We start from the raw sequence: 25,074 nt of genomic DNA, 5'->3' as shown, positions 1-25,074 counted from the left end.
GTTTTTAAATAAGTAGTTCAGGAATAGCTGTCTTCAGTGATGAAGTCCTTTTCAAACTTCAATTTGAAAGAAAACTTAGACCCTTTACCGGGTGTGCTTTTCAATTTGATTTCACTTCCAAAAAGCTTCAAGATGTGTTTAGTAATAGACAAGCCCAGACCAGTGCCACTATGTTTTCGGGTGGTTTCTGAATCGGCTTGAATAAATTTGTCGAAAATTACGCTTTGTTTCTCAGGCTCAATACCAATACCAGTGTCTTCGACAACAAATCTCAAATTGATTTTTTTCCTGCCTTTTTTTAGTGCTTCAACCTTTAGTTGAACATAACCGGACTCGGTGAATTTGATGCTATTGCTGAGTAGGTTGTTCAAGACCTGAGACAGTCTGCCGGGGTCGCCTATTAGTTGCTCCGGAATATCCTTATCTACGTCCATTTTCAGTTCAATTCCTTTTTTCTTAGCCTCTTCACCAAATCCATCTTGAATACCTCTAACGAGCATATTGATATCAAACGGAGCGGACTCCAATTCCAATTTTCCCGATTCCAGTTTATTCAAATCAAGGATATCATTGAGCAGAGTGAGCAGGTTTTCTGCAGAAAACTTGAGCATATTGAGTGTCTCAATCTGGTTCTGTTTGGGTTTGTCTTCAAGCAATATGTGAATGGAACCAAGCACTACATTCATTGGGGTGCGAATTTCATGACTCATCACGGATAAAAAGTCGGCCTTTGCTTTTGCGGCAATCAGAGCGTTTTGCTTCTCTCTTTCGATGATCTCATTCTTGCGCATTATTTCCTCGTTTTTATCAGCTAAAACTTCCATGGTTTTCGCTTTGGACAAGTAAGCCCAATACAACCATAACAGTAGCATGGCGATCACAATGAGCACACCAATAATGATATTCCTAATGGTCGTTTGATGAGCACTTTCCTTGTTTAAAAGCGCTATTTCTTGTTGCTGTCGCTCAAAGTTGTATTTTGATTCTATTTCTTTGATGTTGCTGGTCATTTCCCTTTTTCGAATTTGGTCTTTCAGGACTGAGTATGCTTCGTGATAGCTAAGGGCTTCCTCGTAGTGGTTTAAAGACTTGTACAATTCAGCCAGGTTCAGAAGACACTCCAGAGTGACATTTTGAGTGCCTAATTCTTGACTGAGAGATAGGGATTTGAGTAGGTATTTTTCAGATTCTGCTAATTGATTATCATTTAAATAGGTTTTGCCAATGATCAGCGAAGTCTCAGACATACCTTTCATATTTTCTTCGTTTTCGAAAAACGAAAAAGCCTCTTTGGCATGACTGTAGGCCAAATTAGATTGGCCTGTCTCCATATACAATTCTCCCAATCCCCAATGCGCATAGGCCAGCCCTTGTATGTCATTTTCAGATTGAAGTATACTCAGCGCGGATAAATAGAGTGGAAGAGCATGTTCATAATCCTTCATTAGCAGATGCAAAGCAGCCACCTGCGTCATGGAGTAGGCGATGCCCAGAGAGTCTCCCAGCTCTCTTTCAATTTGAAGTGAGCGCTTATGAAATTCAAGCGATTTGGCAGTATCTCCTAGGCTCTGATAGACCATGCCGCAGTTGTTGTATATCCTTGCCTGCCCATCTTTGGCTTCCAAGGCATTGTAAATATCCAATGCCATCAGGAAGTAGGTAATGGCCACCTCATGATTGCCCTCAATGTCGTATGAAATAGCTAGATTATTAAGCGCATCTGCTTTACCTCGGCTAAAATTGATCTCATCGGCAAGTTGCACCGCACGTTCGCAATACAGTCTGGAGGAGTCTAAATGAATGAATGCATATTCGAAGCCTAATTTGGCCAGCAGTTTTACCCGAGCTGTGTCTGAAGAACTATTTTGAAGCCTGACTTTTAAGGAGTCTACTTGTTCGGCATGAGAGTATCCAATGCACCAAAGGGCAATTAGAATATGCGCCAAAAATTTCTTCATGAACAAATAGGTATTAGTTAGTCCTTGTAAATTCCTAAAGATTCATTAGCAGAAAAAACAATAAGCTGGTTTTTCTGAAAACTACTGCGAATTGTGCTAGTACGTCGTCTTAAGGTGCAATTCTCCTGATCACTTGTCCTCTTTATTATTCAGTTCTACATTGGCCGCATACACGAACAAGCTAAAGACCACCACGCCCACAATAAATATAAATTCCCCAGTGATGATCATGATCGGTCAGGGTTTTTTCCAATGAGCTTGATATAATTGGCACTGCAGATGATGGAGGGTACCCAGAGCCCTACAAAGATTCCTGCTTCTGATTGTCCATTGAACCATAGCGTAACTGATAGTAGAAAGGACACGAAAGCAGCTGTCAAAAATATTTTGTCTGATTTTTTCATGCTTTAAATTAGTAAAGAATGAGTACTTGTGATTAACGATTTGTCCTATCAATGGCTATGGATTGGGCTTAGGTAATTGTTTAGCTGCCAAATCATGGTTAAGTTTAAGTTCGTTCGAAAATCCCAAATAAAATGACCAAACATCGAATCTATACCATGAGCTTTGCTGGTGTCTATCCGCACTACGTGGCCAAAGCAGAGAAAAAAGGACGGACCAAGGCTGAAGTGGACGAAATCATCTACTGGCTCACTGGTTATGATCAGCAGGGCCTGAAAGAAGTGATAGAGGAGAAAATCAATTTCGAAACCTTTTTCGCTGAAGCGCCAAAACTCCATCCCAATCGAAAACTAATCAAAGGTGTAGTCTGTGGCATCCGTGTAGAAGACATCGAAGAGCCATTGATGCAGGAAGTCCGCTACCTCGACAAACTCATCGACGAGCTGGCAAGAGGTAAGAGGATGGAGAAAATTTTGAGGGAGGTTTCCATATAAATTGCAAACCAAAAAATTATAGAGGCAAGCTCCTAGGGAGGAGTAATTATGTTAACCTTATGATCCAATAAGTCTTTTAAAGACCTTAATGATAACGCTCATGACTCCGAGGAATAAACTAGTGAGGTTCTATTCGAAGAACTTTTTTTATAGATGAACTGAAAAAGAACTTAGATTAGTCTTAGGTAAAAATGGAAGAAATGGATTCAGGAATAATAATTGGAATAGTAGGGGTTTTGCTTACAATGGTATCATCTATTTGGGCTATTAGAAGTGAGAAAAAAAGAATTAAGGAGAAACAATCTCGACAGCAACTTTTTACATGGGAACACATTTACAACGGCACTTTGCAATTGATAAAATGGTTGAGGAAATCTCAGTTCATTCCTAAAATAACTATTGGCCCTCCAGGTGCTACAAACATAATTGCTGGAATTTTACAACTTGAACTCAAAGAGAAACCAGACCTTATATCAACTGTAGAGTATTCTTTAGATACCAAAATTTCAGATAAAGAAAATAAGTTGAATTATCAATATGTTTCTTCAAAGTGGAAGTACTTAGTTCCAAAAACTATTCTTAATCATAAGGATGAGAAAGTACTCATTATTGTTGTTTATACTCATTTTGGTTCAACCATACAGGGATTGAAGCAATTACTTATTTCTAAAGGGTTTCAAGAAGAAAACATCAAAATTGCTTCAATAATAAGCGTTAAGGGTATTGAAGGAACAGTTAACGAGCCAGATTGGACTTGGATTTGGATGGATACATACGAACTATTATTTCCATGGGGGCATGTAAGTAGAAAGCTTCGTGAAAGCCCTGCAAATAGCTGATGAACTGGTCCGATGCACGAAATGGAGAAAATTTTGAGGGAGGTAAATGCTCAGAAGAATTGATAAAGAACATTTTTTATTTGACAGAAACTAAAATATAAAAGTATGGGATACATGGGTTTTGGAATGAGGAAAGAGAATTACACCAGAAAACCAAAAAAAGCATTCAAAATTTTAAAAAAGGTGTATGGTCAGAAACCTGAATTTCCAAAATCCAACCTTCCGAAGTCCAATGAGGTTCCAATATCTTATGAAAAGCATACATACAAGCCATTTTATAAATCGAAAATCTATCGACTAATAAGAAATGTTTTTTTTACAACAATAGGACTATGCCTTATTTGGACTTTTTATCTACAAGAACCCTATGATAACTATAGAAAGGAAAAATTTGAAGAAGAGAATTTTCGTGAACTATACATCAAAGAATTAAAATACCTAGCCCCATTATTTCATCAAATAGAACAAATTTCAGATAAATTTATTAGCGCGGAATATTACAAATGGTCTGGTAAATATGATTTGAGAATCCAGCACCCATCTGTGGATACATCTAAGGTTTCTGGTAAAGTTTTTAATATAGGATTCAATGGAGGATATGGCACCAAGAGAATGGCTAATCATGATAAAATTATTGATGGAAAATTGATCAAGGCTGGTTTTGATCATCATCCCTATATCAAGAGGTGGATTTATAATTTAAATGGGGTACAAGCAAATCAGATACCAGAGACAGTTGCTTATTATTTAAATATGGATGCAGCTGAGTTTACTCGTTTTTTAGCTTTAATTAATAAGTTTGGTCATAAAATAGAAAATTATAATGGCCAAATCTATGCAGACTATTATCATGATGAATTTGGTTACTATACAATTGTTTATTCGAAACATGAGCTTAAGCCCACGACTGAAATGAAATATGGAAGCACATATTTTAACCTTGTTGGAAACTTGAGTGAAAACATATATTGGACACGACAGGAAAAAGTAGACTTACATGAATAATTTAAAGTTTCGTTAGCTATATTCTTGGCTGTCCCGCAAGGGCACTAAAACACTATATAAATCTAAGTCTGAAGACTTGTTTTTTTCAATCCTTCAAGTAAGACTTAAATGGCAGAGTTTTAAGACATTTTATAGAATACCTTTCCACCAGATAACAATATGAGGACTAATTATTAGTCTAGAACAGATGGAAAAATATTGATGTACAAAGTTTACGTAATAGAATTGTCTAAGCGTGTTTTTACCGAAAGCGCTCGCTTTCGTGAGGCAAACCCACAGTTCAACGGTGTACTAGAATGCTTATATGTGGGCATGACCAGCAAAGACCCAAAGCAACGGTTTGAGCAACATAAAAAAGGAACCTTAAGCAAGAAGGGGCATAAACTATCGTCAAATATTGTTCAGAAATATGGAGCCTACCTTCGTCCGAATTTATACAATCATATTGCTCCCATGACAACCAGAGCCGAAGCGCTAAAGATGGAGAAAAAGTTGGCTTTGGAATTGCGTAGGAAGAGGTATGCCGTCTGGTTTAATTAAATAATACAGACTAAGTCCAGGTTCGTGACTCCACGAACCTTAAATTAACTGTCTCTAACAAAGCCCAGGAACGGCTATTAGAGCAAAACTACATACCCTATTCCATCACTACTCTACTTCATTACATAGGAACCTAGATTAGGCACGATTAAGTGTGTGTTTTATTTGTGGCATCTGTTTGGTATACCTATGAGCTGAAATATTGTATAATATTTAGATTGTATTGTCGTTAGCCAAGAAAATTATTTACATCAACCACTATTATTTATGAAAAACATCATCGTATTATCAGCCATTATCATCATCTCTTGCAGTGCATCATTATTGGCTCAGGAGAGATCATTAGAAGATTTTAAAGCCGTGTCTGTTGACTATGGCATCCAGGCAGAATTATTGAAAGGCACCTCAAACAAAGTAGTGCTGACCGTCAGCGGAACTAAGGAAGATAAAGTCACCTCTGAAATTGTGGATGGTCAGCTGCTTTTGACCTTTAAAAACACCAAAAAACTGGAAGGTGTGTCCGTAAGTGCTAAAATTTATGCAGCGAGTGCTATTTCAGGAATTAACGTCAGCAACAAGGCCACGCTTAGTGTGAAGGATGTTTCTACCGCCAATCGTCTGAAATTGGTCGTTACCACAGGTGGCAAGCTCGATATGACTGCCAAAACCCAATCTGCCGTCGTGGCCATTGGTAGGTCGGCAAAAGCGCAATTGGCTATTGAAGCCACTGATTTAAAGGCAACTGTATCGGGAAAAGGAAGGTTGGATATCACAGGCAAAGCAGAGTCTCTCAAGGTAAATGCAAATTCTTCGGGCGTATACAAGGGCTTTGGTTTGCAGTGTAAGTCTCTGACAGCACAAGCACATGGAAGTGGCCGAGCTGAGGTTTCAGTTTCAGATTTGCTCGTGGCCAACGTGGTGAGTGAGGGAAAAGTGATTTACAAAGGAGATCCAAAATTGAAAGTGAATGCTACCAGCTCTGGTATTGTGGAGAAGGCTGAGGATTGACATCATTCGAGAAGGTAAGTTGGTCTTTGGATCCAATGAAGAATGGTATAAGCATTAGAAAGTGTAGCCCTTAAGAAAAAATGTCACCAACTATATAGGCTCTGAGTTTAAATATCAAATTGGCACATACCCAAATGGAATAATAAAATATGTGAGATATTTAAGAGATGATATCGATCTCTTACTTCTTGAATTTACAGAAGATGCCCATTTGAAATCTAAAAAAATGGTTTGATTTCAAAATCCTAACATTTAGAATTGACTAACAGATAATAATTGCCTCATGAAACGAATGAAATGAATATGGAAAAGATAGATTTCAACACGCTTTTAGCATATCACAAACAACATGGATCTGAAGAACTTGCGATGATTTCAATAATGTTCACTTTGGTACTTGGAATACTCGCTCTAATTGGCTCTATCAAATTGGAATTAAAAGTAAGGAGGTCACTAGCTTTGGTTTTTGGAGTTATTTATGGCGTGTTGCTTACCACCGTCATTTTTTCTTTCCAGACACACAATGCGATTCATTCTGAAATTCATGACTTCCTTCAATTACATACAAATTATTTCACCAATGGAGTCAAAAGCGATTTGTATCGGAAATTATGTGTTCAAATGGTTCCTAGACCATACATTTTCTATGCGTACGAATTTATAGCAGGATGTTTAGGAGTTTTTTGCGTTTGGGCTATTTTCAAGATGAACAAGTCAGAATAATAGTCTCACAAAACGAATAAATAGAAATCAGAGTAATGTCTTATGACCTAGATTGCATGATATGGAAACAAGTAATAGAGAAGAACTAAAAAAAGTCATACTCAAATATGGAGTCATTTTGATTGTATATGCAGTTTTTAGTCAATTTCTGATTGGTTTCATAGCTTCTAAGCTTTGGGATATATTGAATCCTGAAATTCAAAACCAAATCCAGAATCAACAATATTTCGAAATGATCATTGCCCTTACAAATATTTTGATCAACTCAGCAATTGCAATTATTATATTTTTAGACATGAAGAGGTTTCGACTTGGCTGGATTGTAACCTTGCTAGCTCTATTTTATCCAGCAGCCGGAGCTATGTTACTCATCATTTGTAAAGCGTTGTTGGACGATTCGATATAACTTCTTGTTGCCTTAAAAAACGAATCGTTTGCTGCACTTTGATAGATACAATTTTAAGTTGAATCTGTAGATTTTATTTAATGGAAGAAATTTTTTACCCGATTGCTGGGGTCTTATTTATCAATACGATTTATCTGTCTTGTAAATTCTTTGCTTCGCTATGGCTTGGAATTCATGAAAACCAAATATTCCTTGGTTATGGGGAGCATGAAGCCATAAAATTTAGGGTTAAGAATTTGACAATTTATCTGGGACTATTTATTCCATTGCCCTGGGTGGCCAAGTTTTATAGCTATGAGAATGGTGCCAAAAAGCGAATAAGGTACGAGTGGGAGTATGAGGCTCCTTGGTTCAAGCGATTGTTTGTAACTTTTAGTGGGACCATTGGTATCTTGGTCGTATCTATGGTAATATTTACTGTGCTAGCCTATCATGAGATAGATCATTTTATTGCTAAAGATGAGATCAATAAATACGGAATTTATCCTTCTCCATTGGCTAGGAGTTTCGGATTTGAAAAAGGTGATAAAATCTTATCGCTTAATGAGGAAACGGAGTTCAGATATGAAGAATTGCTTGCCCCTAAAGTTTTGTTTGAAAACCCATCTTATCTATTACTGAGAGATCAAGACTCGGTGAATATTCAGGTCAACTTAGATTTCAGTGAAAATGAAGGGGCTGAATTTCGGCTTTATCCCAATGCACCTATTGAACTAAAATATATCTTGCCCAATGCTCCGGCTGGTCAGGCAGGCTTGCAAGTTGGAGATAGGATTACTCATATAGCAGGAAATGAAGTAAGTTGTCTAGAGGAAATCAAAGAGGTGCTGGGGAATTATCGCGAGGAGAAAGTAAAGTTCAACTTCGATAGGAATGGAGGTATAGATTCCTTAATTGTTGAAGTCTCGTCCGAAGGCACGGTAGGGTTTGTTCCTAAATCTCTCATTGAATATCAACAATCTAGAAAGGGTATGGCGGCTGCATTAAAAGAAGGAACGGCAAAACCCTTTTCATTGATTTTTTTAAATATTAAAGGATTAAGTAGATTATTTGGAGCAGAAGAGCTAGAAAGCAAAAAAGTCAATGGCCCAATTCGGCTGTCAAATTTGTATAGTAACAGTACCTCTGGTTTTTTTAGAATTTCTGCATTGTTAATGGCTTTGGTTGCTTTTTGGGATTTGTTACCATTTCCTAAGGCAGCCGCACTGAAAAGTTTTCCAGTCTTTTGGGAGGTATTAACAAAAAACAAAATAGCATATAAAAGGTTCAAAAACATTCAAAGAGCTGGATGGTATATCATAGCTGCACTCATGGGCGTCACAATTATGAGTGATATATTGATGATTCTTTAAAGTAGCTGTCTCACAAAACGAGAATACCAGCACAAAAAAACTAGTACATGACAACCACCCCCATCGGGTGGTTTTTTTATGAGCTTTTTTGGTTGAATTACCCATAAAAATTCATTTTTTTCCATCTTGTGGTAAAAAGTGGAGAAAAGTGGTGAATTATTCCAAAACTTGATTAAGTTTGTATCGGTGGTTTATATTTTTCTATAACTCTATGGCTTTTTTTACAAGCGAATATGAGTGTAAGTTAGATGCTAAGGGTAGATTGGTTTTACCTGCAAAGATTAAAGCCAATCTGCCCGAAGTGTCTGGCAATGAGCTCGTTGTCATGAAGGGATTTGATCCCAACTTGGTCTTGTACACCATGCTGGAGTACAAGAAAATACACAACAAGTTTGCTTCATTGAGTGATTTTGATGCCGCCCAGAGAAAATTGAAAAGAAACTTTTTTCGTAGTGTCGCCCCGGTCGAATTGGACAGTGCCGGCCGTTTTTTGATACCTAAAGGCTGGATAGATCATGCCAAACTGGAAAAGAACGTGATGGTAGTAGGAGCAGGCAATACGATAGAGATATGGAGTCCTGGCTTGTATGAAGAATACTTGATTGAGGACAATGAGGAATATTCGGATTTGGCCAAGAAATTTTTAGATGAATGAGTGAATATCACAACCCCGTAATGCTGAGAGAATGTATTGAAGGGTTGGCGATCAAAGCGGACGGCATCTATGTGGATATCACTTTTGGTGGTGGTGGTCACTCCAAAGAAATTCTAAAGCACTTAGGCGAGAAAGGGAAGTTGTACGCATTTGATCAGGACGATGAGGCCAGATTGAATGCTGAGGCTATAGACAATCGTTCTTTCACATTTGTTCAAACCAATTTCAGAAACCTGAAAAAATACTTGCGTCTGCATGGCGTGAAGAAGGTCGACGGCATCTTGGGAGATTTAGGTGTTTCATCTCATCAGATCAACACCGCAGAGAGAGGATTCTCTACAAGATTCGACGGCCCTTTGGATATGCGCATGAATCAGAAGCAAGGTGTGTCTGCCGCTGAAATTCTAAATACTTACGAAGAACGTGAGTTGCATAGGATTTTGGGTCAGTATGGAGAGGTGCGAAATGCTAAGACATTAGCCTCAGCCCTGTGCTCGGAAAGGCACTTGGCTCCTTTTGAGACTATTGAGCAGTTGCTAGAGGTATTAAGAAAATTTGCGCCTCGAAGAAAAGAGAACAGATACTTTGCCCAAGTTTTTCAGGGCATCAGGATAGAGGTGAATGAAGAGATGAAAGCATTGGAAGAGATGCTGGAGCAAAGTGCAGAAGTATTGAATGAAAAAGGAAGACTGGTGATCATGTCGTACCACTCGTTGGAAGACAGGCCGGTTAAAAATTTTATAAACAAAGGAAAGATTTATGGTGAGCTAGAAAAGGATTTGTATGGAAATGTAGATAAACCATTTCAAGCAATCACCAGAAAACCAGTAACGGCAAGTGATAATGAAATAAATGAAAACAACCGTGCACGAAGTGCAAAATTGAGAATAGCAGAAAAAATCTGACCATGGCATCTAACACCTACAAACACTCCCAGGGCGCCGGCGGAAGTCGGAGGAGCTTTTTTTCTCTTCTTGAAAACCTCATCAACGTCGAAAAATTCTTCGACAAAGGACTTCCTGTGCAGTTTTTGATGCCGTTTCTATTCAGTACGGTGCTTTGTATTATCTACATTGGCAATCTTCATTACGCAGAAAAGAATATTAGAAAAGCAGCCAAACTTCGAGTGGCTGTAGAAGACCTTAGAGCTGATTACACTACGCTCAAGGCAGATTATATGTACACCAGCAAGCAATCTGAAGTGGCTAAGAAGGCCATGACCCTTGGTTTGAAGGAAAGCATCGAGCCTCCATTTAAAATAGTCGAACATCAGGAATGAGCCATAAGTCAAACATATTGCTCAGAGTTCGAGTAGCCTATTTGGTAGCGCTACTTTTTTCCGTTGCTATTATTTATAAAATAGTGGAAATCCAAAATCTGGATGGCGGCAAGTGGAAAAAGAAAGCGGAGAGTATTGGCCTGCAATACAGAAATGTGAAGGCCACGCGTGGCAATATTTATTCTGACAACGGTAGTTTGTTGGCGACCTCGTTACCCTTTTATAAGGTAGCCTTTGATCCGTCCTTGGCCAATGATCGCATATTTAATAGTGGTATAGATGAGTTGTCACAGCGACTGGCCAGGCAGTTTCGAGACTACTCGGCCACCGACTATAAACGCCGAATCATAGATGCCAGGCAGTCAGGAAGAAGATATCTGGCGCTGAATAGGAAGGAGATTAATTATCAAACCAAAAAACAGATGTCCCAATGGCCCATCTTCGAAGAAGGGCGAATGAAAGGCGGGGTAATATTTGAAAAGGTGGACAAGAGGTTTCGACCTTTTTCTTATTTAGGCTATCGCACCATTGGAACGATCAATGAAGATGACAGAGGTGTGGTTGGATTAGAGTATAGTTTCAACAAAGACCTGATGGGACGCAATGGTAAAGCATTGTATCAAAAGATATCAGGCGGTACGTGGAAGCCGGTTTACGATGGGACAGAAGTAAAACCTCAGAATGGGCTGGACATTGTATCTACGATCAATGTGGATTTGCAAGACGTGGCTGAATCTGCGCTGCTCAAGGCTTTAACGCACAACGATGCGGATTATGGCTGTGTGGTGGTAATGGAAGTGGAGACTGGTGAAATCAAAGCCATTTCAAATTTAAGTAAACGAAATGGAGGCGGTTATTATGAAAACTACAACTACGCTGTGGGAAGCCAGGGGTCGAGAGAGCCAGGATCTACTTTTAAGTTGGCAAGTATGATTGCCTTGTTTGAAGAGTCTAGTGTTGGACTTAATGATTCAGTTTACACAGGAGATGGCAAGATGCAATTTTATGATCAGGTCATGAAGGATCATAAGCCTGGAGGATATGGTACGCTTACCGTACAGCAGGTATTTGAGAAATCTTCCAACATCGGAACAGCCAAATTAATTGTAGATGAGTTTGGAGACAAACCACAATCCTATATCAACTACCTCACCAGCATGGGGTTGACCAAACCACTCGGTTTTCAATTGATAGGAGAAGGCAAGCCTTATATCAAAAGTCCATCGGACTCTACATGGAGTGGAATTTCACTTCCTTGGATGTCGCACGGTTATGAGTTGACGATGACGCCGCTGCACACACTGGCCTTGTACAATGCTGTAGCGAATAATGGCAAAATGATCCAGCCGATTTTGGTGAAGCATGTGATGTCTGCTGACAAAATCATCGAGACTTTTGAGACTCGAGTGATCAACAAAAAAATCTGTTCTCAAATCACTTTGAATAAGGTGAGAGAAATGTTGGAGGGCGTAGTGGAGCGAGGTACTGCTCAAAATATCAATGATTCTTATTATCAAATTGCCGGTAAGACTGGAACAGCCAAGCATGTTAAAAATGGTCGATATATCAATAAGTATTATACCTCATTTGCTGGCTATTTTCCAGCGAACAATCCAAAATACAGCTGTATAGTGGTGATCGATAACCCTAAGAAATACAGAATCTACGGTAGTGATGTTTCGGCACCAGTATTCAAGGAAATCGCTGATAAAATCTACGCATTGGATATGGAGTTGAATGATCCATTCGAAGGACAAGAGGTAGTTGAAGGCATATTTCCTGTGATCCGAGCTGGCGAGCACGAAGATCTGTCGTTGATCTGTAATGAAATAGGAATTTCCAATCATTTGACGGAAGAGTCAGATTGGGTAAAAGCCAGAATCAACAACAATTCTATTGATTGGTCCAAACTGGATACCAAAGAATCTGTAGTGCCAGATGTACGTGGCATGACTTTGAGAGATGCGCTGTATCTCTTGGAAAATAAAAAATTAAAGGTGACTTATTCGGGTAGTGGACGAGTGACGCAGCAATCTGTTGTGCCAGGAGCTAATACCAACAGTGCGAACGAAATAAACCTAACCCTAGGATGAAAATGCTCTTAAAAGACATATTGTACAAAGTGAATTTGACTTCAGTCGCTGGTGACATGGGGTTGGAAGTCACCGGTGTGCAGTTTGATTCGCGAAAGGTCAAAAAAGGCAATTTGTTTGTGGCGGTCAAAGGCACGCAAGTAGATGGTCATGAATATATTGATAAAGCCATAAAGAGTGGTGCAGCTGCGGTAGTTTGTGAGGAGATGCCATCTGAGTCTTTTCAGGAGGTGACTTTTGTGGCCACAAAAAGCTCTAGTCATGCACTAGGGATTATTGCTTCCAATTACCATGGCAATCCTTCTGATAAATTGAAGTTGGTGGGAGTGACTGGTACCAATGGAAAAACAACGACGGTAACCCTGCTGTATAAGCTTTTTAGATCATTGGGCTATCATGCTGGTATGTTGTCTACGGTCGAAAATGTGATCAATGACAAAATCATCCCGTCCAGCCATACTACTCCAGATGCACTGAGTTTGAATGAGCTTTTGGCTAAAATGGTTAAAGAGAAGTGTCAGTTCGCTTTCATGGAAGTGAGCTCTCACGCCATTGATCAAAACCGAATTGCAGGACTCGCTTTTGATGGTGCAGTTTTCATGAACATCAGTCATGATCACCTCGACTATCACACCACTTTTGAAAACTATATCAATTCTAAGAAGAGGCTTTTTGATGAATTACCTGCTTCTGCTTTTGCCTTAGTCAATCTTGACGACAAACGTGGGCAAATCATGCTGCAAAACACAAAAGCCACGAATTACTCTTTTGGTTTGAAATTCATGACTGATTATAAAGCCAAGGTCGTGACCAACAGCTATCAGGGACTGGAATTGGACATCAATGGTCAAAGTGTTTGGTTCAGATTGATAGGAAAATTTAATGCTTACAACCTCTTGGCGGCTTATGCTGTGGCAGAATTGCTTCATGAGGATCGAGAGGAAGTACTGATGATGCTTTCTGGTTTAGAACCCGCTCCAGGCCGTTTCGAAGTGGTGCAAGCTGGTTCGGACATCATTGCTTTGGTGGATTATGCCCATACACCAGATGCTCTAGAGAATGTTTTGCAGACCATTGATGGTTTCAGATCCGGAAACGAGCAAGTGATTACCGTGGTGGGCTGTGGCGGTAACCGTGACAAAGATAAAAGACCAGTAATGTCCTCTATTGCTGTAAAATGGAGTGATAAGGTAATATTCACAGATGACAATCCAAGAGATGAAGAGTCAAAAGACATCCTTGATGATATGATGAAAGGAGTAGGGAAGTCATTCGTGAAGAAAACATTGGTGATACCTGATAGAAAGGAGGCTATTAAAACGGCATGTTCTATAGCCAATGACCACGATATCATTTTGGTAGCAGGAAAAGGACACGAAGATTATCAGGAAATAAAAGGAAAAAAATTACCGTTCGATGATCGCAAGATCTTGAAGGAAATGTTAGAACTATTTAGAAGTTAAGCGATGCTGTATTACTTATTTGAATATCTAGATCAACAATTTAATCTCGCTGGAGCAGGTGTATTCCAATACATTTCCTTCCGTGCGGGTGTTGGTATTGCGCTGTCACTTCTGATTACCATTTTCTTTGGAAAGCACTTTATCAAGTTGCTTCAAAAGCAGCAAATGGGAGAGTCTATTAGAGATTTAGGTCTGGAAGGGCAAATGGAAAAAAAAGGCACCCCGACCATGGGTGGAATTATCATCATTAGCGCCATTGTGATTCCGACCTTGTTGGTAGCCAAATTGGACAATATATATGTCATTCTCTTATTGGTAACCACGATTTGGATGGGGTTAATTGGGTTTTTGGATGATTACCTGAAAATCAAAAAGAAGAACAAAGAAGGACTTTCTGGGAAGTTCAAAATCGTTGGACAAATAGGAATTGGGTTGATTGTAGGTGTTGTAATGGTTTCTCATCAGGACATCGTAGTTCGGGATTTCAATAGCTCAGATCAAACCATTGAAACGGCAGTTATTGAATCACAAGATTTTGAGGACGTTAAGAGCACCATAACCACTATCCCTTTTGTCAAAAACAATGAATTCAATTACAAATGGTTGTTGCCGGACTTCTTGGAGGACTACACAAATATCTTGTATATCATCGCGGTCATATTCATTGTAACCTCTGTTTCCAACGGAGCTAATATCACTGATGGATTGGATGGGCTGGCGGCTGGAACCTCAGCCATTATAGGAATTACACTAGCGATTCTAGCCTACGTATCGGGTAACCTAATTTTCGCCGAATACCTCAATATCATGTACATACCTGGTTCAGGAGAGTTAGTGATTTTCTGTACAGCATTTGTTGGTGCATGTATCGGGTTTCTTTGGTACAACTCTTATCCGGCTCAGGTTTTTATGGGAGATACAGGAAGCCTATCCATTGGTGGAGTGATTGCGGTATTGGCTTTAGTAGTTAGAAAAGAATTATTGATTCCTGTCCTGTGCGGAATCTTCGTAATTGAAAATTTATCTGTGATCATTCAGGTAAGCTATTTCAAATACACAAAAAAGAAATATGGAGAAGGCAGAAGAGTATTCTTGATGTCTCCATTGCACCATCATTATCAGAAAAAAGGTGTTCATGAGACTAAGATCGTCACTCGATTCTGGACCACAGGGATTCTGTTGGCTATTCTCACATTGGTGACTTTGAAATTGAGATAATTGAAAGCAAATAAAAACCATAGCGTAGCAATATTAGGCAGCGGCGAAAGCGGCATGGGAGCCTTGCGTCTAGCCACGAAACATGGTTTGAAAGCATTTCTTTCAGATTCGAAAACCATTCCTGTGCACAAGCAGCGATTGATCGAATCTATGGGTGCGAGTTTTGAAGAAGGAGCACATACTTTAGACGAATTGCTGAGATATGATGAAATCATCAAAAGTCCAGGCATACCTGATTCTGCTACAATCATTGTAGAACTAAAAAAAGCAGGTAAGTCAATTATCTCAGAAATTGAATTTGCAAGTAGATATACTGACGCCAAAATCATAGGAATTACAGGCTCGAATGGTAAGACCACGACCACTTTATTAACCACACACATCTTGAATGAAGCAGGATTGAATGTAGCAAGCGCTGGTAATGTAGGCAATAGTTTTTCAGACTTGCTTGTTGATGAAAACCCAGAAGTGATCGTATTGGAGCTAAGCAGTTTCCAGTTGGACGGAGTGGTTGATTTTAATCCAGATATAGCCGTAATCTTGAATATTACTCCTGATCATTTGGATCGCTATGACCATGATATGGACTTGTATGCAGATGCCAAATGGAGACTAGTAAAAAACATGAAAAAGGGCAGTCATTTCATTTTCAATGCTGATGATGAAATGATTACCAAAAGGGTGAATCGAGATGATTTGTCCTGCGACAAAATTCAAATCACCACTAGATCAAAAACCAGTAACGGAGCATATTTCCTCGAAGGCTATTTGATTTTCGATTGCGAAAAACTAATTCAAATTGTGCCTGTCGAGGACTTGCCGCTCTTGGGTCGACACAATCAATACAACCAGATGGCTGCTATTCTGGCAGCGATACAACTCGAAGTAGCTTTCGGGGATATTATGAAAGGGTTGTCGACATTCCAAAATGCACCACATAGAATGGAATTGATCGGCTATGTAGAGGATATCCCATATATCAATGATTCAAAGGCTACTAACGTAGATGCAGTCTATTATGCACTAGATGCCATGACAAAACCAGTGATTTGGATCGCCGGTGGAGTAAATAAGGGCAACGACTATGCTCAAATCAAAACTTTGGTTAAAAACAAAGTAAATACTTTGATCTGCTTAGGTACTGATAACAAGCATCTAATAGACGAGTTTAAAAACGACGTCACCATTGTAGTAGAAGTTAAAAGTGCTGAAGTGGCAGTTGCCAGAGCGAATGAGTTGGCTCAGCCAGGAGAAGTGGTGCTACTGTCACCAGCTTGTGCCAGCTTCGACTTATTCAATAGCTATGAGCATCGTGGTGATGCATTCAGAGAAGAAGTATTGAAGTTGAAAAAAAAGAAGGAGGTAGTAAAGGCATGATCAGAGATTGGACACATAGAAACCTACATGGAGATCCAGTGATTTGGTTCATAGTAATTGCTTTGTCTGCACTCAGCATATTGGTAGTATATAGTGCTACCGGCACTTTGGCCTACAATCAAATGGAGGGCAATACGGAACATTATTTATTTAAGCACACTTCATTGGTATTGCTTAGCTGGCTGGCGATGTGGGTGGCACACAAAATTGACTATAGATACTATGCTAAGCTGTCTAAGCTTGCACTTTACATTTCCGTGCCTTTACTTTTCATTACATGGAAATTTGGGATGAATATCAACGAAGCTTCTCGTTGGATTACCGTTCCGTTTATCAACCAGGCTTTTCAGCCATCTGATTTGGCCAATTTTGCCCTGATCGTTACACTCGCTTCGATGCTAGCGAAACGACAAGAAAACATTGATAACATAAAAGAATCATTGATTCCTATGTTGTTGTGGATTGGATTGATCTGTGGATTGATCGCCATGACGAACCTCTCTAGTGCGGCTTTGATTTTTGTGACCTGTATGGTTGTTATGTTTATTGGTCGAGTGCCTGTTAAATATTTGGCCATGTTGGTTTTAGTAGGGGCTATTGCAGGTGCAGCCGCTTTAGCCATTGGTCAGCGAGCAGGTACGGCTATTAGTAGGATTGAATCATTCATGTCAGATGATGACATTCCATTCCAGGCTGAGCAGTCCTTTATTGCCATTGCGAATGGGGGAACCGTCCGATTTGCTCCTGGCAAAAGCCAACAAAAGAACTTTTTACCGCATCCATATTCAGATTTTATCTATGCTATTATCATCGAGGAATATGGTTTAGTAGGTGGTGTGGTAGTTCTGTTTCTATATCTCGCCCTGCTCTATCGAGGCACGCGAGTTGTAGCTACCAGTGAGCGGACTTACGGAGGGTTGCTCTCAGCAGGACTCAGTTTTGCGTTGGTCATGCAGGCCATGGTCAATATGGCCGTAGCCGTAGGGTTAGTACCAATTACAGGATTGACCTTGCCATTGGTGAGTATGGGGGGCACCTCTCAGCTATTTGTGGGCGTGGCGATAGGAATTATTCTGAGTGTAAGTAGGGGTGAAATAGAAGAGATTGGTACATCAAATGCCAACGAATATAGAAAAGATTCAGAAGCGGCAATAGCATAAATGAAGGAGCAAAAAACATATCGCTTGATGATCAGTGGAGGAGGAACCGGAGGGCATATCTATCCGGCCATTGCGATTGCCCATGCTTTTAAGGAAATTCATGAGGATACAGAAATTCTTTTCGTAGGAGCCAAAGGCCGTATGGAGATGGAGAAGGTGCCTGAAGCCGGATATGATATTGTTGGGCTATGGATCAGCGGATTGCAAAGAAGCCTTTCTTTGAGCAATTTATCTTTTCCGTTTAAAGTACTTTCTAGCGTATGGAAGTCTTTTGATTTACTTAGAAAATTCAAGCCAGATGTAGTTATTGGAGTAGGAGGATATGCTAGTGGCCCACTTCTTTTTGCGGCTAATAAGAAAGGGATACCAACCTTGATTCAGGAACAGAACTCCTATCCTGGAATTACAAATAAACTCTTGGCTGGCAAGGCTAACAAAATATGTGTGGCTTATCCTGAAATGGAACGTTTCTTTGATAAGAAAAAAATTATAGAGACTGGTAATCCGGTTCGTACAGATATCATGAATGCTGATCAAGTACGATTAGAAGGACTGTCACATTTCGGTTTTAGAAGTGATAAGAAAACAGTACTCATAATAGGAGGTAGCCTTGGTGCTCGAACCATTAACAATACCCTTGCAGAAGGTGTGGAGAAACTTTTGGCTGAAGATGTTCAGGTGCTCTGGCAAACGGGTAAGTTTTATTACCAGGAAATGAAGGAGCGAACAGCTCATATCGATTCGGAAAAACTAAGAGTTGTTCCTTTTATAAAAGAAATGGATCGTGCCTATGGCGCCGCCGATGTAGTCATTTCCAGAGCTGGTGCCTTATCGATATCTGAACTTTGCTTGGTAGGCAAACCAGTACTTTTTGTACCCTCACCTAACGTAGCAGAAGATCACCAAACAAAAAATGCATTGGCATTGGTAAGCCGAGAAGCGGCCGAAATGATTCATGATGAAGATGCTAGCGAACATCTGATTGATGAAACACTGAAGCTGCTTAGTAACGAAGAGCAGCAAAAGGTGTTGAGTGCCAATATTAAGGAAATGGCTAAGCCTAATGCAGCAAAAGATATTGCTCACGAAATTATCACCATCATCCAATGAAGCTAGAACATATACATAGCGTCTATTTCATTGGAATTGGAGGGATCGGTATGAGCGCCATGGCGAGATGGTTCTATTCCAACGGTTATTCCGTAACGGGTTATGACAAGACTTCGACAGTATTGACTGAAAAGCTTATTGATGAGGGTATTGCCATTCATTTTGAAGACAATATCGATCTCATCCCTGAAAAGGTGAAGAATGAAAAGGACGGGGCGCTAATCATCTACACACCAGCTGTACCAAAGGATTTGGGTGAATATCAGTATTTCATTGAAAATGGATATGAACTGTATAAAAGATCTCAAGTTTTGGGTATGCTCACGGAATCCAAATTTACAATAGCCGTGGCAGGTACTCACGGCAAAACGACCACTTCGTCTATGATTGCACATTTGCTTAAATCGGCCGGAGTGGATTGTTCAGCCTTCGTCGGAGGTATCATGACCAACTACGATTCCAACCTTTTAATAGGAACGAATAATGACGTGATGGTGGTTGAGGCGGATGAGTTCGATCGTTCATTTCTCACTTTGCATCCGGATGTGGCTATTATCACGGCTACGGATGCCGATCATTTAGATATTTATGGGTCAAAAGATTCATTGAAAGATTCATTCAATGATTTCATTAAAAACATTAAAGCCAATGGAAAGCTATTTATTGAGGAAAAGGTAGCACACGAATTGGAACTCAATCCCAATGGAAACATTGGGGTTGAAACTTATGGATTACAAGGTGGAGACATTACCGCCGAACAACTAATAGTAGCTGATGCTAAATTCAATTTCACTTACAAAAGTGATGAAAGAAGTATTCAGGGTTTTGAGCTGGCCATGCCTGGATATCATAACGTGTCCAATGCGGTAGCGGCGCTTGCCTCTGTTAGTAGCACGATAAAAAATGATGAGGCGCTCTTGTCAGGTATCAATTCTTACAGAGGTGTTAAGAGAAGATTTGAGTATATCATCAATACTGAAGATTTAGTCTTTATCGATGATTATGCACATCACCCTGAAGAGATTAAAGCGCTACTTGAGTCTGTAAAGGCACTATATCCGAACAAAAAAATCACTGCTCTTTTTCAACCACACTTGTTCACAAGAACCCGAGATTTTGTTGATGGTTTCGCGGAGAGCCTATCCATGGCAGATGAAGTGATTTTGTTAGATATCTACCCAGCCAGAGAGCTTCCAATCGATGGAGTTTCTTCTGATATAATAAAAGAAAAAATGACTTTGAATAAGGTAGCTAGATATGTTAAAGACGATGTCTTGGCTCATTTCGAAGAAAATGCACCTGAGGTTTTATTAACTGTGGGTGCTGGAAACATTGATACGTTGGTCTCACCCATTAAACACCTATTAGAAAAGAAATGAAGTGGTTGATTCACATATGGAAAACGTTTAAGATCAGCTTGGTGCTTTTCGGCTTGGCTATCATTATTGGGTTTACCAATTCTCGTCAAAATGATCGCTATATCAATGACGTACATATTCTGATTGACAATCAGTTTGAAAACTATTTCATCAATCAGGAAGATGTATTGAGTTTGATTAATGATCGAGGCAAAGATTATTTACTCAGTAGTGATTTTGGAAGCCTTAATCTTAAGGAGCTTGAAAACAGAATCGAATCACATCAGTTTGTGAATGATGCACAAGCCTATATTGACCTTGAAGGTAACATGTCTATTGAGGTTACTCAGAATCGTCCGATTGCCAGAGTGATAGTTAACAATGGACCTGATTATTACATTGGTGTGGAAGGCGATATTTTACCTGAGTCTGAACATTATACCGCACGTGTTGTTTTGATGCATTTGGCCAAAGACAATTGGATCAATGAAGGGAATGTCAAAAACTCTCAGCAAGGACTAGAAATATTTGAATTGCTTAAATACATCAGTCAGGATGAGTTTTGGAGCGCTCAGATCGCCGCTATTCGAGTGGAAAAGAATCAAGAAGTGGTGTTAGAACCCCAAGTAACCAAGCAAGAAATCATCTTCGGTAAACCAGAAGACATCGAAAAGAAATTTAGAAAACTAATGACCTTTTATAAGCAAATCCTGCCTTACAAAGGCTGGAATACTTATGCATCGGTCAACCTCAAATTCAAGAATCAAATCGTCTGTAAATGATAAATGGTATGGAAACAAATGAAATCATTGTAGGTCTCGACATCGGTACAACCAAAATTTGTGCGATAGTAGGGAGAAAAAACGAGTACGGAAAACTCGAAGTTTTAGGAATGGGAAAAGCAGTGTCTGATGGAGTCATTCGAGGCATTGTGACCAACATCGACAAAACTATTAATGCGATTAAGAAAGCGGTAACAGAAGCCGAAGAGCAGTCTGGCATCGACATTCGCGTAGTAAACGTGGGAATCGCAGGTCAACACATCAAAAGCTCTGTGCACCATGGGTCTATCATCAGACATTCGTCTGACGATGAGATTACAATAGAAGATGTGAACCGACTTACAAACGACATGTATAAGATCGTGATTCCTCCTGGGAGTGAGATTATCCATGTTATGCCACAAGATTATATCGTGGATTATGAAGAAGGTATTAAAGATCCAGTTGGTATGTCGGGCGTTCGTTTGGAAGCTGACTTTCATGTGATCACGGCCCAGACCAATGCCATTCAAAATATCAATAAATGTGTAAGAAGAGCTGGCTTGGAGATTGACAATCTGATTCTTGAACCATTGGCTTCAAGCTTGTCGGTATTGAGCGATGAAGAGAAGGAAGCTGGAGTTTGTTTAGTGGATATTGGAGGCGGTACTACAGACATCGCCATTTTCCATGAAAACATCATCCGTCATACCTCTGTGATACCATTCGGAGGTAATATCATTACATCAGACATCAAGGATGGCTGCAATGTGCTGAATCATCAGGCGGAAATTTTGAAAACCAAGTTTGGACAGGCTTTGGCCGAAATGGCCAATGAAAATGAGGTGGTTTCTATTCCTGGATTGAAAAATAGAGATCCAAAAGAAATTTCTGTGAAAAATTTGGCCAGAGTGATCGAAGCTCGAATGGAAGAGATCATCGAAATGGTCCATACTAAAATCATTACTAGTGGTTATGAAAACAGATTGGCTGGTGGAATTGTAATCACCGGTGGTGGTTCGCAGTTGGTATCTATCAAACAATTATTTGAGTACATGACTGGGTTGGATGCTCGCGTAGGCTTCCCTAACGAACATTTGGGTAAGAGCAAGGTGGAAACCATTAAGAGTCCAATGTTCGCAACTTCAGTAGGATTGGTGCTTTGTGGATTCAAAGCTTTGGATGATAGAGACAATAGGTACTTCCTGGAAGATTCTGTGATCAAAGATTACGACAAGAAGAAGAAGACTGCTGGTAGCTCAGACAATATTTTGAAAAAGATATTGGAGAAAACCAAAGGCATATTAATAGACGACTTTGAAGACGGTTCAGCTCGATAATTATGAACCTAACTCTGTTGTAGAGAGACGTCCGCTTTGTCATTTCGACTAAAGGGAGAAATGACAAAGAAAGAGAAGTCGAAACAACAGGATAAGGCAGGTCGGAATGAAGAAAAAATAGAGAAGATAAACAGATAAGAAAATAAACAAAAAGTAGGTAGCCATTAGTACGGTTATTTCAAACAGATTAAACAAAACACATCATGACAGAAAGTAGTTTTAAATTTGATTTGCCTACACACCATAAATCGATCATCAAGGTGATCGGTGTAGGCGGAGGCGGTAGTAATGCCGTCAACCACATGTATAACCAAGGTATCACCGGTGTTGAGTTCATTGTGTGCAACACCGATGCACAGGCCTTGAATACCAGTCCAATTCCAAACAAGCTTCAAATAGGAGTAAACTTGACGGAAGGTCTGGGAGCTGGTGCAAATCCTGAGCAAGGAAAAAACGCAGCACTTGAAAACAAAGAAGAAATTAGAAACATGCTCAGCGAGGATACTAAAATGGTATTCGTAACCGCTGGTATGGGTGGTGGTACCGGTACGGGTGCAGCTCCGGTCATCGCTCAAGTGGCTAAGGAGCTAGGTATTCTGACCGTAGGTATCGTTACAGTTCCGTTCAAGTTTGAAGGAAAGAAAAAGATGCGCCAAGCGATGGAAGGTGTAGATGCGCTGAAAGCTAACTGTGATACTGTGCTGATGATTCTTAATGATAAGCTGACGGAAGCTTTCGGTAGCCTATCAGTGAATCAGGCCTTTGCACAAGCAGACAATGTATTGACTACTGCGGCAAAAGGTATAGCTGAGATTATTACGGTTCCTGGCTATGTAAACGTCGATTTTGAGGATGTTAAAACAGTAATGAAAGACTCTGGAGGAGCCGTGATGGGATCTGCGGAGACTTCTGGTGATAGCAGAGCGAGAAGAGCGGCCGAAGAGGCAATCAATTCTCCACTGTTGAACAACCAAAATATTGAAGGTGCTGAGAAGATTTTACTTTCTATCATTTCTGGAGATCAGGCTGAGTTGCAAATGGATGAATTGACTGAAATTACCGACTTCATGCAAGAGTTGGCAGGAGACGATGCAGAGGTGATCTTTGGTCACGGTGTTGATTCTGAATTAGGTGATAGCATCCGTGTAACCATCATTGCTACTGGGTTCGAAAATGAAGCGGATGAAGTGCCTGCTTCAAATAACCAAGCAACGCATGCCTCTGAGGAGTCCTCAAGAAAGGTATTTGACCTTGAGAAGGATGTGCAAACCAATTTGTTTACCAGCGAACCACAGGAGGTAAAGGAGGATACCTTCGAAGAAGATTTTCAATTGAAAATGAAGTCTTTCTCTTTTGAGAAACCTGAAAGAGCTCAAGAATCAGAGCCAAAGACAGTAGAAGAGGAAGATCCTTTCGAAATCGAAATGAGACAGCTTTTTGAAGAATCAAAGAATGTGTCCTATGACGAGCCTTTAGAAGAATTGGATGGTATGGCTCACCCACCGTCTAAGAAGATACTTCTCATGGAGCAGTCGGAAGAAAGGCGTCGACGTCTGGATGGCATCAATAATGATGAGTCCATAGACACGAACAGTTACAAAGAGAAATTCGATGTGCCTGCCTATCAACGCAAAAAGGTGAATTTGAAAAATGTGCCTGCCTCATCGGAGAGCTTGGTGTCCAAATACAACCTTGATGACGAGAATCAGCTAGGCAACAATAAGTTTTTACACGATAGACCAGATTGATTTTATTTCAATTGTCATTTCGACCGGAGGGAGAAATTTTAATTGACTTTAAAATGCTAATGAGATTTCTCATTGATATTCGAAATGACAATATAGAGGTAAGAGGGTGTTAGATTTTATCTAAATACCAGAGTCTAACCACTAAAAGTCTAATAATTTATCCACCTGCTCTTCGAGTAGACTGTGGTATAATTCTGAAAGATTATTTTCTGTCAAATTTTCTTCTATGCGGGATAGTTTGGGCTTTTGAGCGAGCACATGCGTCCCGCAATAGTTGAAAATATCTGTTAGGTGGCTCAGGGCCAATCCAGCGCCCTGCACCCCTGACGATATGCCTACCAAAGCCGCTTTTTTGTCTCTGAATGTGTGTGGGAAAGCCAGTCCATCGATAAACGCCTTAAGCACGCCCGGAAAAGAACCATTGTACTCCGGAACGATAAAGACCATCTTTTCAGCCTTTACCATTTTCTCTCTAAAAGGATTGAACAATTCGTTTTTACCAGATTGATCATAAAGTGCTGTGGCAGTAAAGTCTGCAGGCAATTCATCTAGATAGATCATCTCAGTTTCCACTCCTTTATCACTTAGAATGCCTTGATAAATGTGTGCCAATTTTTTTGACACTGAATTTTTGCGGTTGGTACTAGAGATGACGGTGATCATAGAAAAATTTATTTGAATTATGCATGCGAAGATAGGAAAACCTGAGTAACCAATGAACCGGTTCTAGTCAACCCATATGGAGCGTTTTCTAACAAAAAGACCCGGGCTGAAAACAACTCGGG

The 25,074-nt window shown here is 39.9% G+C and carries 24 protein-coding genes; 21 read left to right on the top strand and 3 right to left on the bottom strand.

Going from position 1 to position 25,074, the window contains the following annotated elements:
- Positions 1–17: 17 nt before the first annotated feature.
- Together ACO6S2_RS18000 and ACO6S2_RS17995 are read right to left on the bottom strand one after the other, a co-directional pair.
- On the bottom strand, positions 18–1,958 hold the full coding sequence (locus tag ACO6S2_RS18000; protein WP_422359952.1) for a tetratricopeptide repeat protein: 1,941 nt from the start codon (positions 1,956–1,958) through the stop codon (positions 18–20).
- A gap of 227 nt (positions 1,959–2,185) precedes the next feature.
- Positions 2,186–2,362: a hypothetical protein gene (locus ACO6S2_RS17995; RefSeq protein WP_422359951.1), complete on the bottom strand. Its 177-nt coding sequence runs from the start codon at positions 2,360–2,362 to the stop codon at positions 2,186–2,188.
- A gap of 132 nt (positions 2,363–2,494) precedes the next feature.
- Here ACO6S2_RS17995 and ACO6S2_RS17990 point away from each other — a divergent pair, with 132 nt between their 5' ends.
- The 21 genes from ACO6S2_RS17990 (at position 2,495) to ftsZ (ending at position 24,289) form a co-directional block, all read left to right on the top strand.
- A complete protein-coding gene (locus ACO6S2_RS17990; RefSeq protein ID WP_422359950.1) occupies positions 2,495–2,854 on the top strand; it encodes a DUF2200 domain-containing protein in 360 nt (119 codons plus the stop codon).
- Between the two features lie 200 nt (positions 2,855–3,054).
- Entirely contained in the window at positions 3,055–3,693 is a 639-nt protein-coding gene (locus tag ACO6S2_RS17985; RefSeq protein ID WP_422359949.1) for a hypothetical protein, read from the top strand.
- Between the two features lie 183 nt (positions 3,694–3,876).
- Positions 3,877–4,698, top strand: a complete 822-nt coding sequence (locus ACO6S2_RS17980) for a hypothetical protein (RefSeq protein ID WP_422359948.1) — start codon at positions 3,877–3,879, stop codon at positions 4,696–4,698.
- 201 nt (positions 4,699–4,899) lie between these two features.
- On the top strand, positions 4,900–5,238 hold the full coding sequence (locus ACO6S2_RS17975; protein ID WP_422359947.1) for a GIY-YIG nuclease family protein: 339 nt from the start codon (positions 4,900–4,902) through the stop codon (positions 5,236–5,238).
- Between the two features lie 267 nt (positions 5,239–5,505).
- On the top strand, positions 5,506–6,246 hold the full coding sequence (locus ACO6S2_RS17970; RefSeq protein ID WP_422359946.1) for a GIN domain-containing protein: 741 nt from the start codon (positions 5,506–5,508) through the stop codon (positions 6,244–6,246).
- A gap of 303 nt (positions 6,247–6,549) precedes the next feature.
- Positions 6,550–6,969 carry a hypothetical protein gene (locus ACO6S2_RS17965; protein WP_422359945.1) on the top strand — a complete coding sequence of 140 codons (420 nt, stop codon included), beginning with the start codon at positions 6,550–6,552 and terminating at the stop codon, positions 6,967–6,969.
- 61 nt (positions 6,970–7,030) lie between these two features.
- Positions 7,031–7,375: a hypothetical protein gene (locus ACO6S2_RS17960; RefSeq protein ID WP_422359944.1), complete on the top strand. Its 345-nt coding sequence runs from the start codon at positions 7,031–7,033 to the stop codon at positions 7,373–7,375.
- A gap of 80 nt (positions 7,376–7,455) precedes the next feature.
- A complete protein-coding gene (locus tag ACO6S2_RS17955; protein ID WP_422359943.1) occupies positions 7,456–8,727 on the top strand; it encodes a PDZ domain-containing protein in 1,272 nt (423 codons plus the stop codon).
- A 211-nt stretch (positions 8,728–8,938) separates the two neighbouring features.
- The gene (gene mraZ / locus ACO6S2_RS17950; protein ID WP_318170792.1) at positions 8,939–9,382 is read left to right on the top strand and encodes a division/cell wall cluster transcriptional repressor MraZ; all 444 of its coding nucleotides are present in this window, start codon (positions 8,939–8,941) and stop codon (positions 9,380–9,382) included.
- A complete protein-coding gene (gene rsmH / locus ACO6S2_RS17945) occupies positions 9,379–10,287 on the top strand; it encodes a 16S rRNA (cytosine(1402)-N(4))-methyltransferase RsmH (RefSeq protein ID WP_422359942.1) in 909 nt (302 codons plus the stop codon). Before mraZ ends, rsmH begins: the two co-directional genes overlap by 4 nt.
- 2 nt (positions 10,288–10,289) lie before the next feature.
- Entirely contained in the window at positions 10,290–10,661 is a 372-nt protein-coding gene (locus tag ACO6S2_RS17940; protein ID WP_318170794.1) for an FtsL-like putative cell division protein, read from the top strand.
- Complete coding sequence (locus tag ACO6S2_RS17935; RefSeq protein ID WP_422359941.1) at positions 10,658–12,754, top strand: penicillin-binding protein; 2,097 nt, start codon at positions 10,658–10,660, stop codon at positions 12,752–12,754. Before ACO6S2_RS17940 ends, ACO6S2_RS17935 begins: the two co-directional genes overlap by 4 nt.
- Complete coding sequence (locus ACO6S2_RS17930; protein ID WP_422359940.1) at positions 12,751–14,217, top strand: UDP-N-acetylmuramoyl-L-alanyl-D-glutamate--2,6-diaminopimelate ligase; 1,467 nt, start codon at positions 12,751–12,753, stop codon at positions 14,215–14,217. The genes ACO6S2_RS17935 and ACO6S2_RS17930 overlap by 4 nt, the downstream gene beginning before the upstream one ends.
- 3 nt (positions 14,218–14,220) lie before the next feature.
- Positions 14,221–15,435, top strand: coding sequence for a phospho-N-acetylmuramoyl-pentapeptide-transferase (gene mraY / locus ACO6S2_RS17925; RefSeq protein WP_422359939.1), 1,215 nt, complete (start codon positions 14,221–14,223; stop codon positions 15,433–15,435).
- The gene (gene murD, locus ACO6S2_RS17920) at positions 15,436–16,812 is read left to right on the top strand and encodes a UDP-N-acetylmuramoyl-L-alanine--D-glutamate ligase (protein ID WP_422359938.1); all 1,377 of its coding nucleotides are present in this window, start codon (positions 15,436–15,438) and stop codon (positions 16,810–16,812) included.
- The gene (locus ACO6S2_RS17915) at positions 16,809–17,972 is read left to right on the top strand and encodes an FtsW/RodA/SpoVE family cell cycle protein (RefSeq protein ID WP_422359937.1); all 1,164 of its coding nucleotides are present in this window, start codon (positions 16,809–16,811) and stop codon (positions 17,970–17,972) included. The genes murD and ACO6S2_RS17915 overlap by 4 nt, the downstream gene beginning before the upstream one ends.
- Positions 17,973–19,082: an undecaprenyldiphospho-muramoylpentapeptide beta-N-acetylglucosaminyltransferase gene (gene murG / locus ACO6S2_RS17910; RefSeq protein WP_422359936.1), complete on the top strand. Its 1,110-nt coding sequence runs from the start codon at positions 17,973–17,975 to the stop codon at positions 19,080–19,082. It abuts the gene before it with no gap.
- Positions 19,079–20,461, top strand: a complete 1,383-nt coding sequence (gene murC, locus ACO6S2_RS17905; protein WP_422359935.1) for a UDP-N-acetylmuramate--L-alanine ligase — start codon at positions 19,079–19,081, stop codon at positions 20,459–20,461. Before murG ends, murC begins: the two co-directional genes overlap by 4 nt.
- Positions 20,458–21,222 (top strand): cell division protein FtsQ/DivIB, encoded by a 765-nt coding sequence (locus tag ACO6S2_RS17900; protein WP_422359934.1) that lies wholly within the window; start codon positions 20,458–20,460, stop codon positions 21,220–21,222. The genes murC and ACO6S2_RS17900 overlap by 4 nt, the downstream gene beginning before the upstream one ends.
- An 8-nt stretch (positions 21,223–21,230) precedes the next feature.
- Positions 21,231–22,541 carry a cell division protein FtsA gene (gene ftsA, locus ACO6S2_RS17895; protein WP_422359933.1) on the top strand — a complete coding sequence of 437 codons (1,311 nt, stop codon included), beginning with the start codon at positions 21,231–21,233 and terminating at the stop codon, positions 22,539–22,541.
- Positions 22,542–22,744: 203 nt separating this feature from the next.
- Entirely contained in the window at positions 22,745–24,289 is a 1,545-nt protein-coding gene (ftsZ, locus tag ACO6S2_RS17890) for a cell division protein FtsZ (protein WP_422359932.1), read from the top strand.
- 141 nt (positions 24,290–24,430) lie between these two features.
- On the opposite strand, the gene ACO6S2_RS17885 is transcribed toward ftsZ, so the two are convergent.
- On the bottom strand, positions 24,431–24,952 hold the full coding sequence (locus tag ACO6S2_RS17885; RefSeq protein WP_422359931.1) for an NADPH-dependent FMN reductase: 522 nt from the start codon (positions 24,950–24,952) through the stop codon (positions 24,431–24,433).
- Positions 24,953–25,074: the final 122 nt, after the last annotated feature.

The organism is Reichenbachiella sp. (assembly GCF_965233835.1).
Taxonomy (GTDB): domain Bacteria; phylum Bacteroidota; class Bacteroidia; order Cytophagales; family Cyclobacteriaceae; genus Reichenbachiella.
This window is presented reverse-complemented; position numbering and strand designations above follow the sequence as displayed.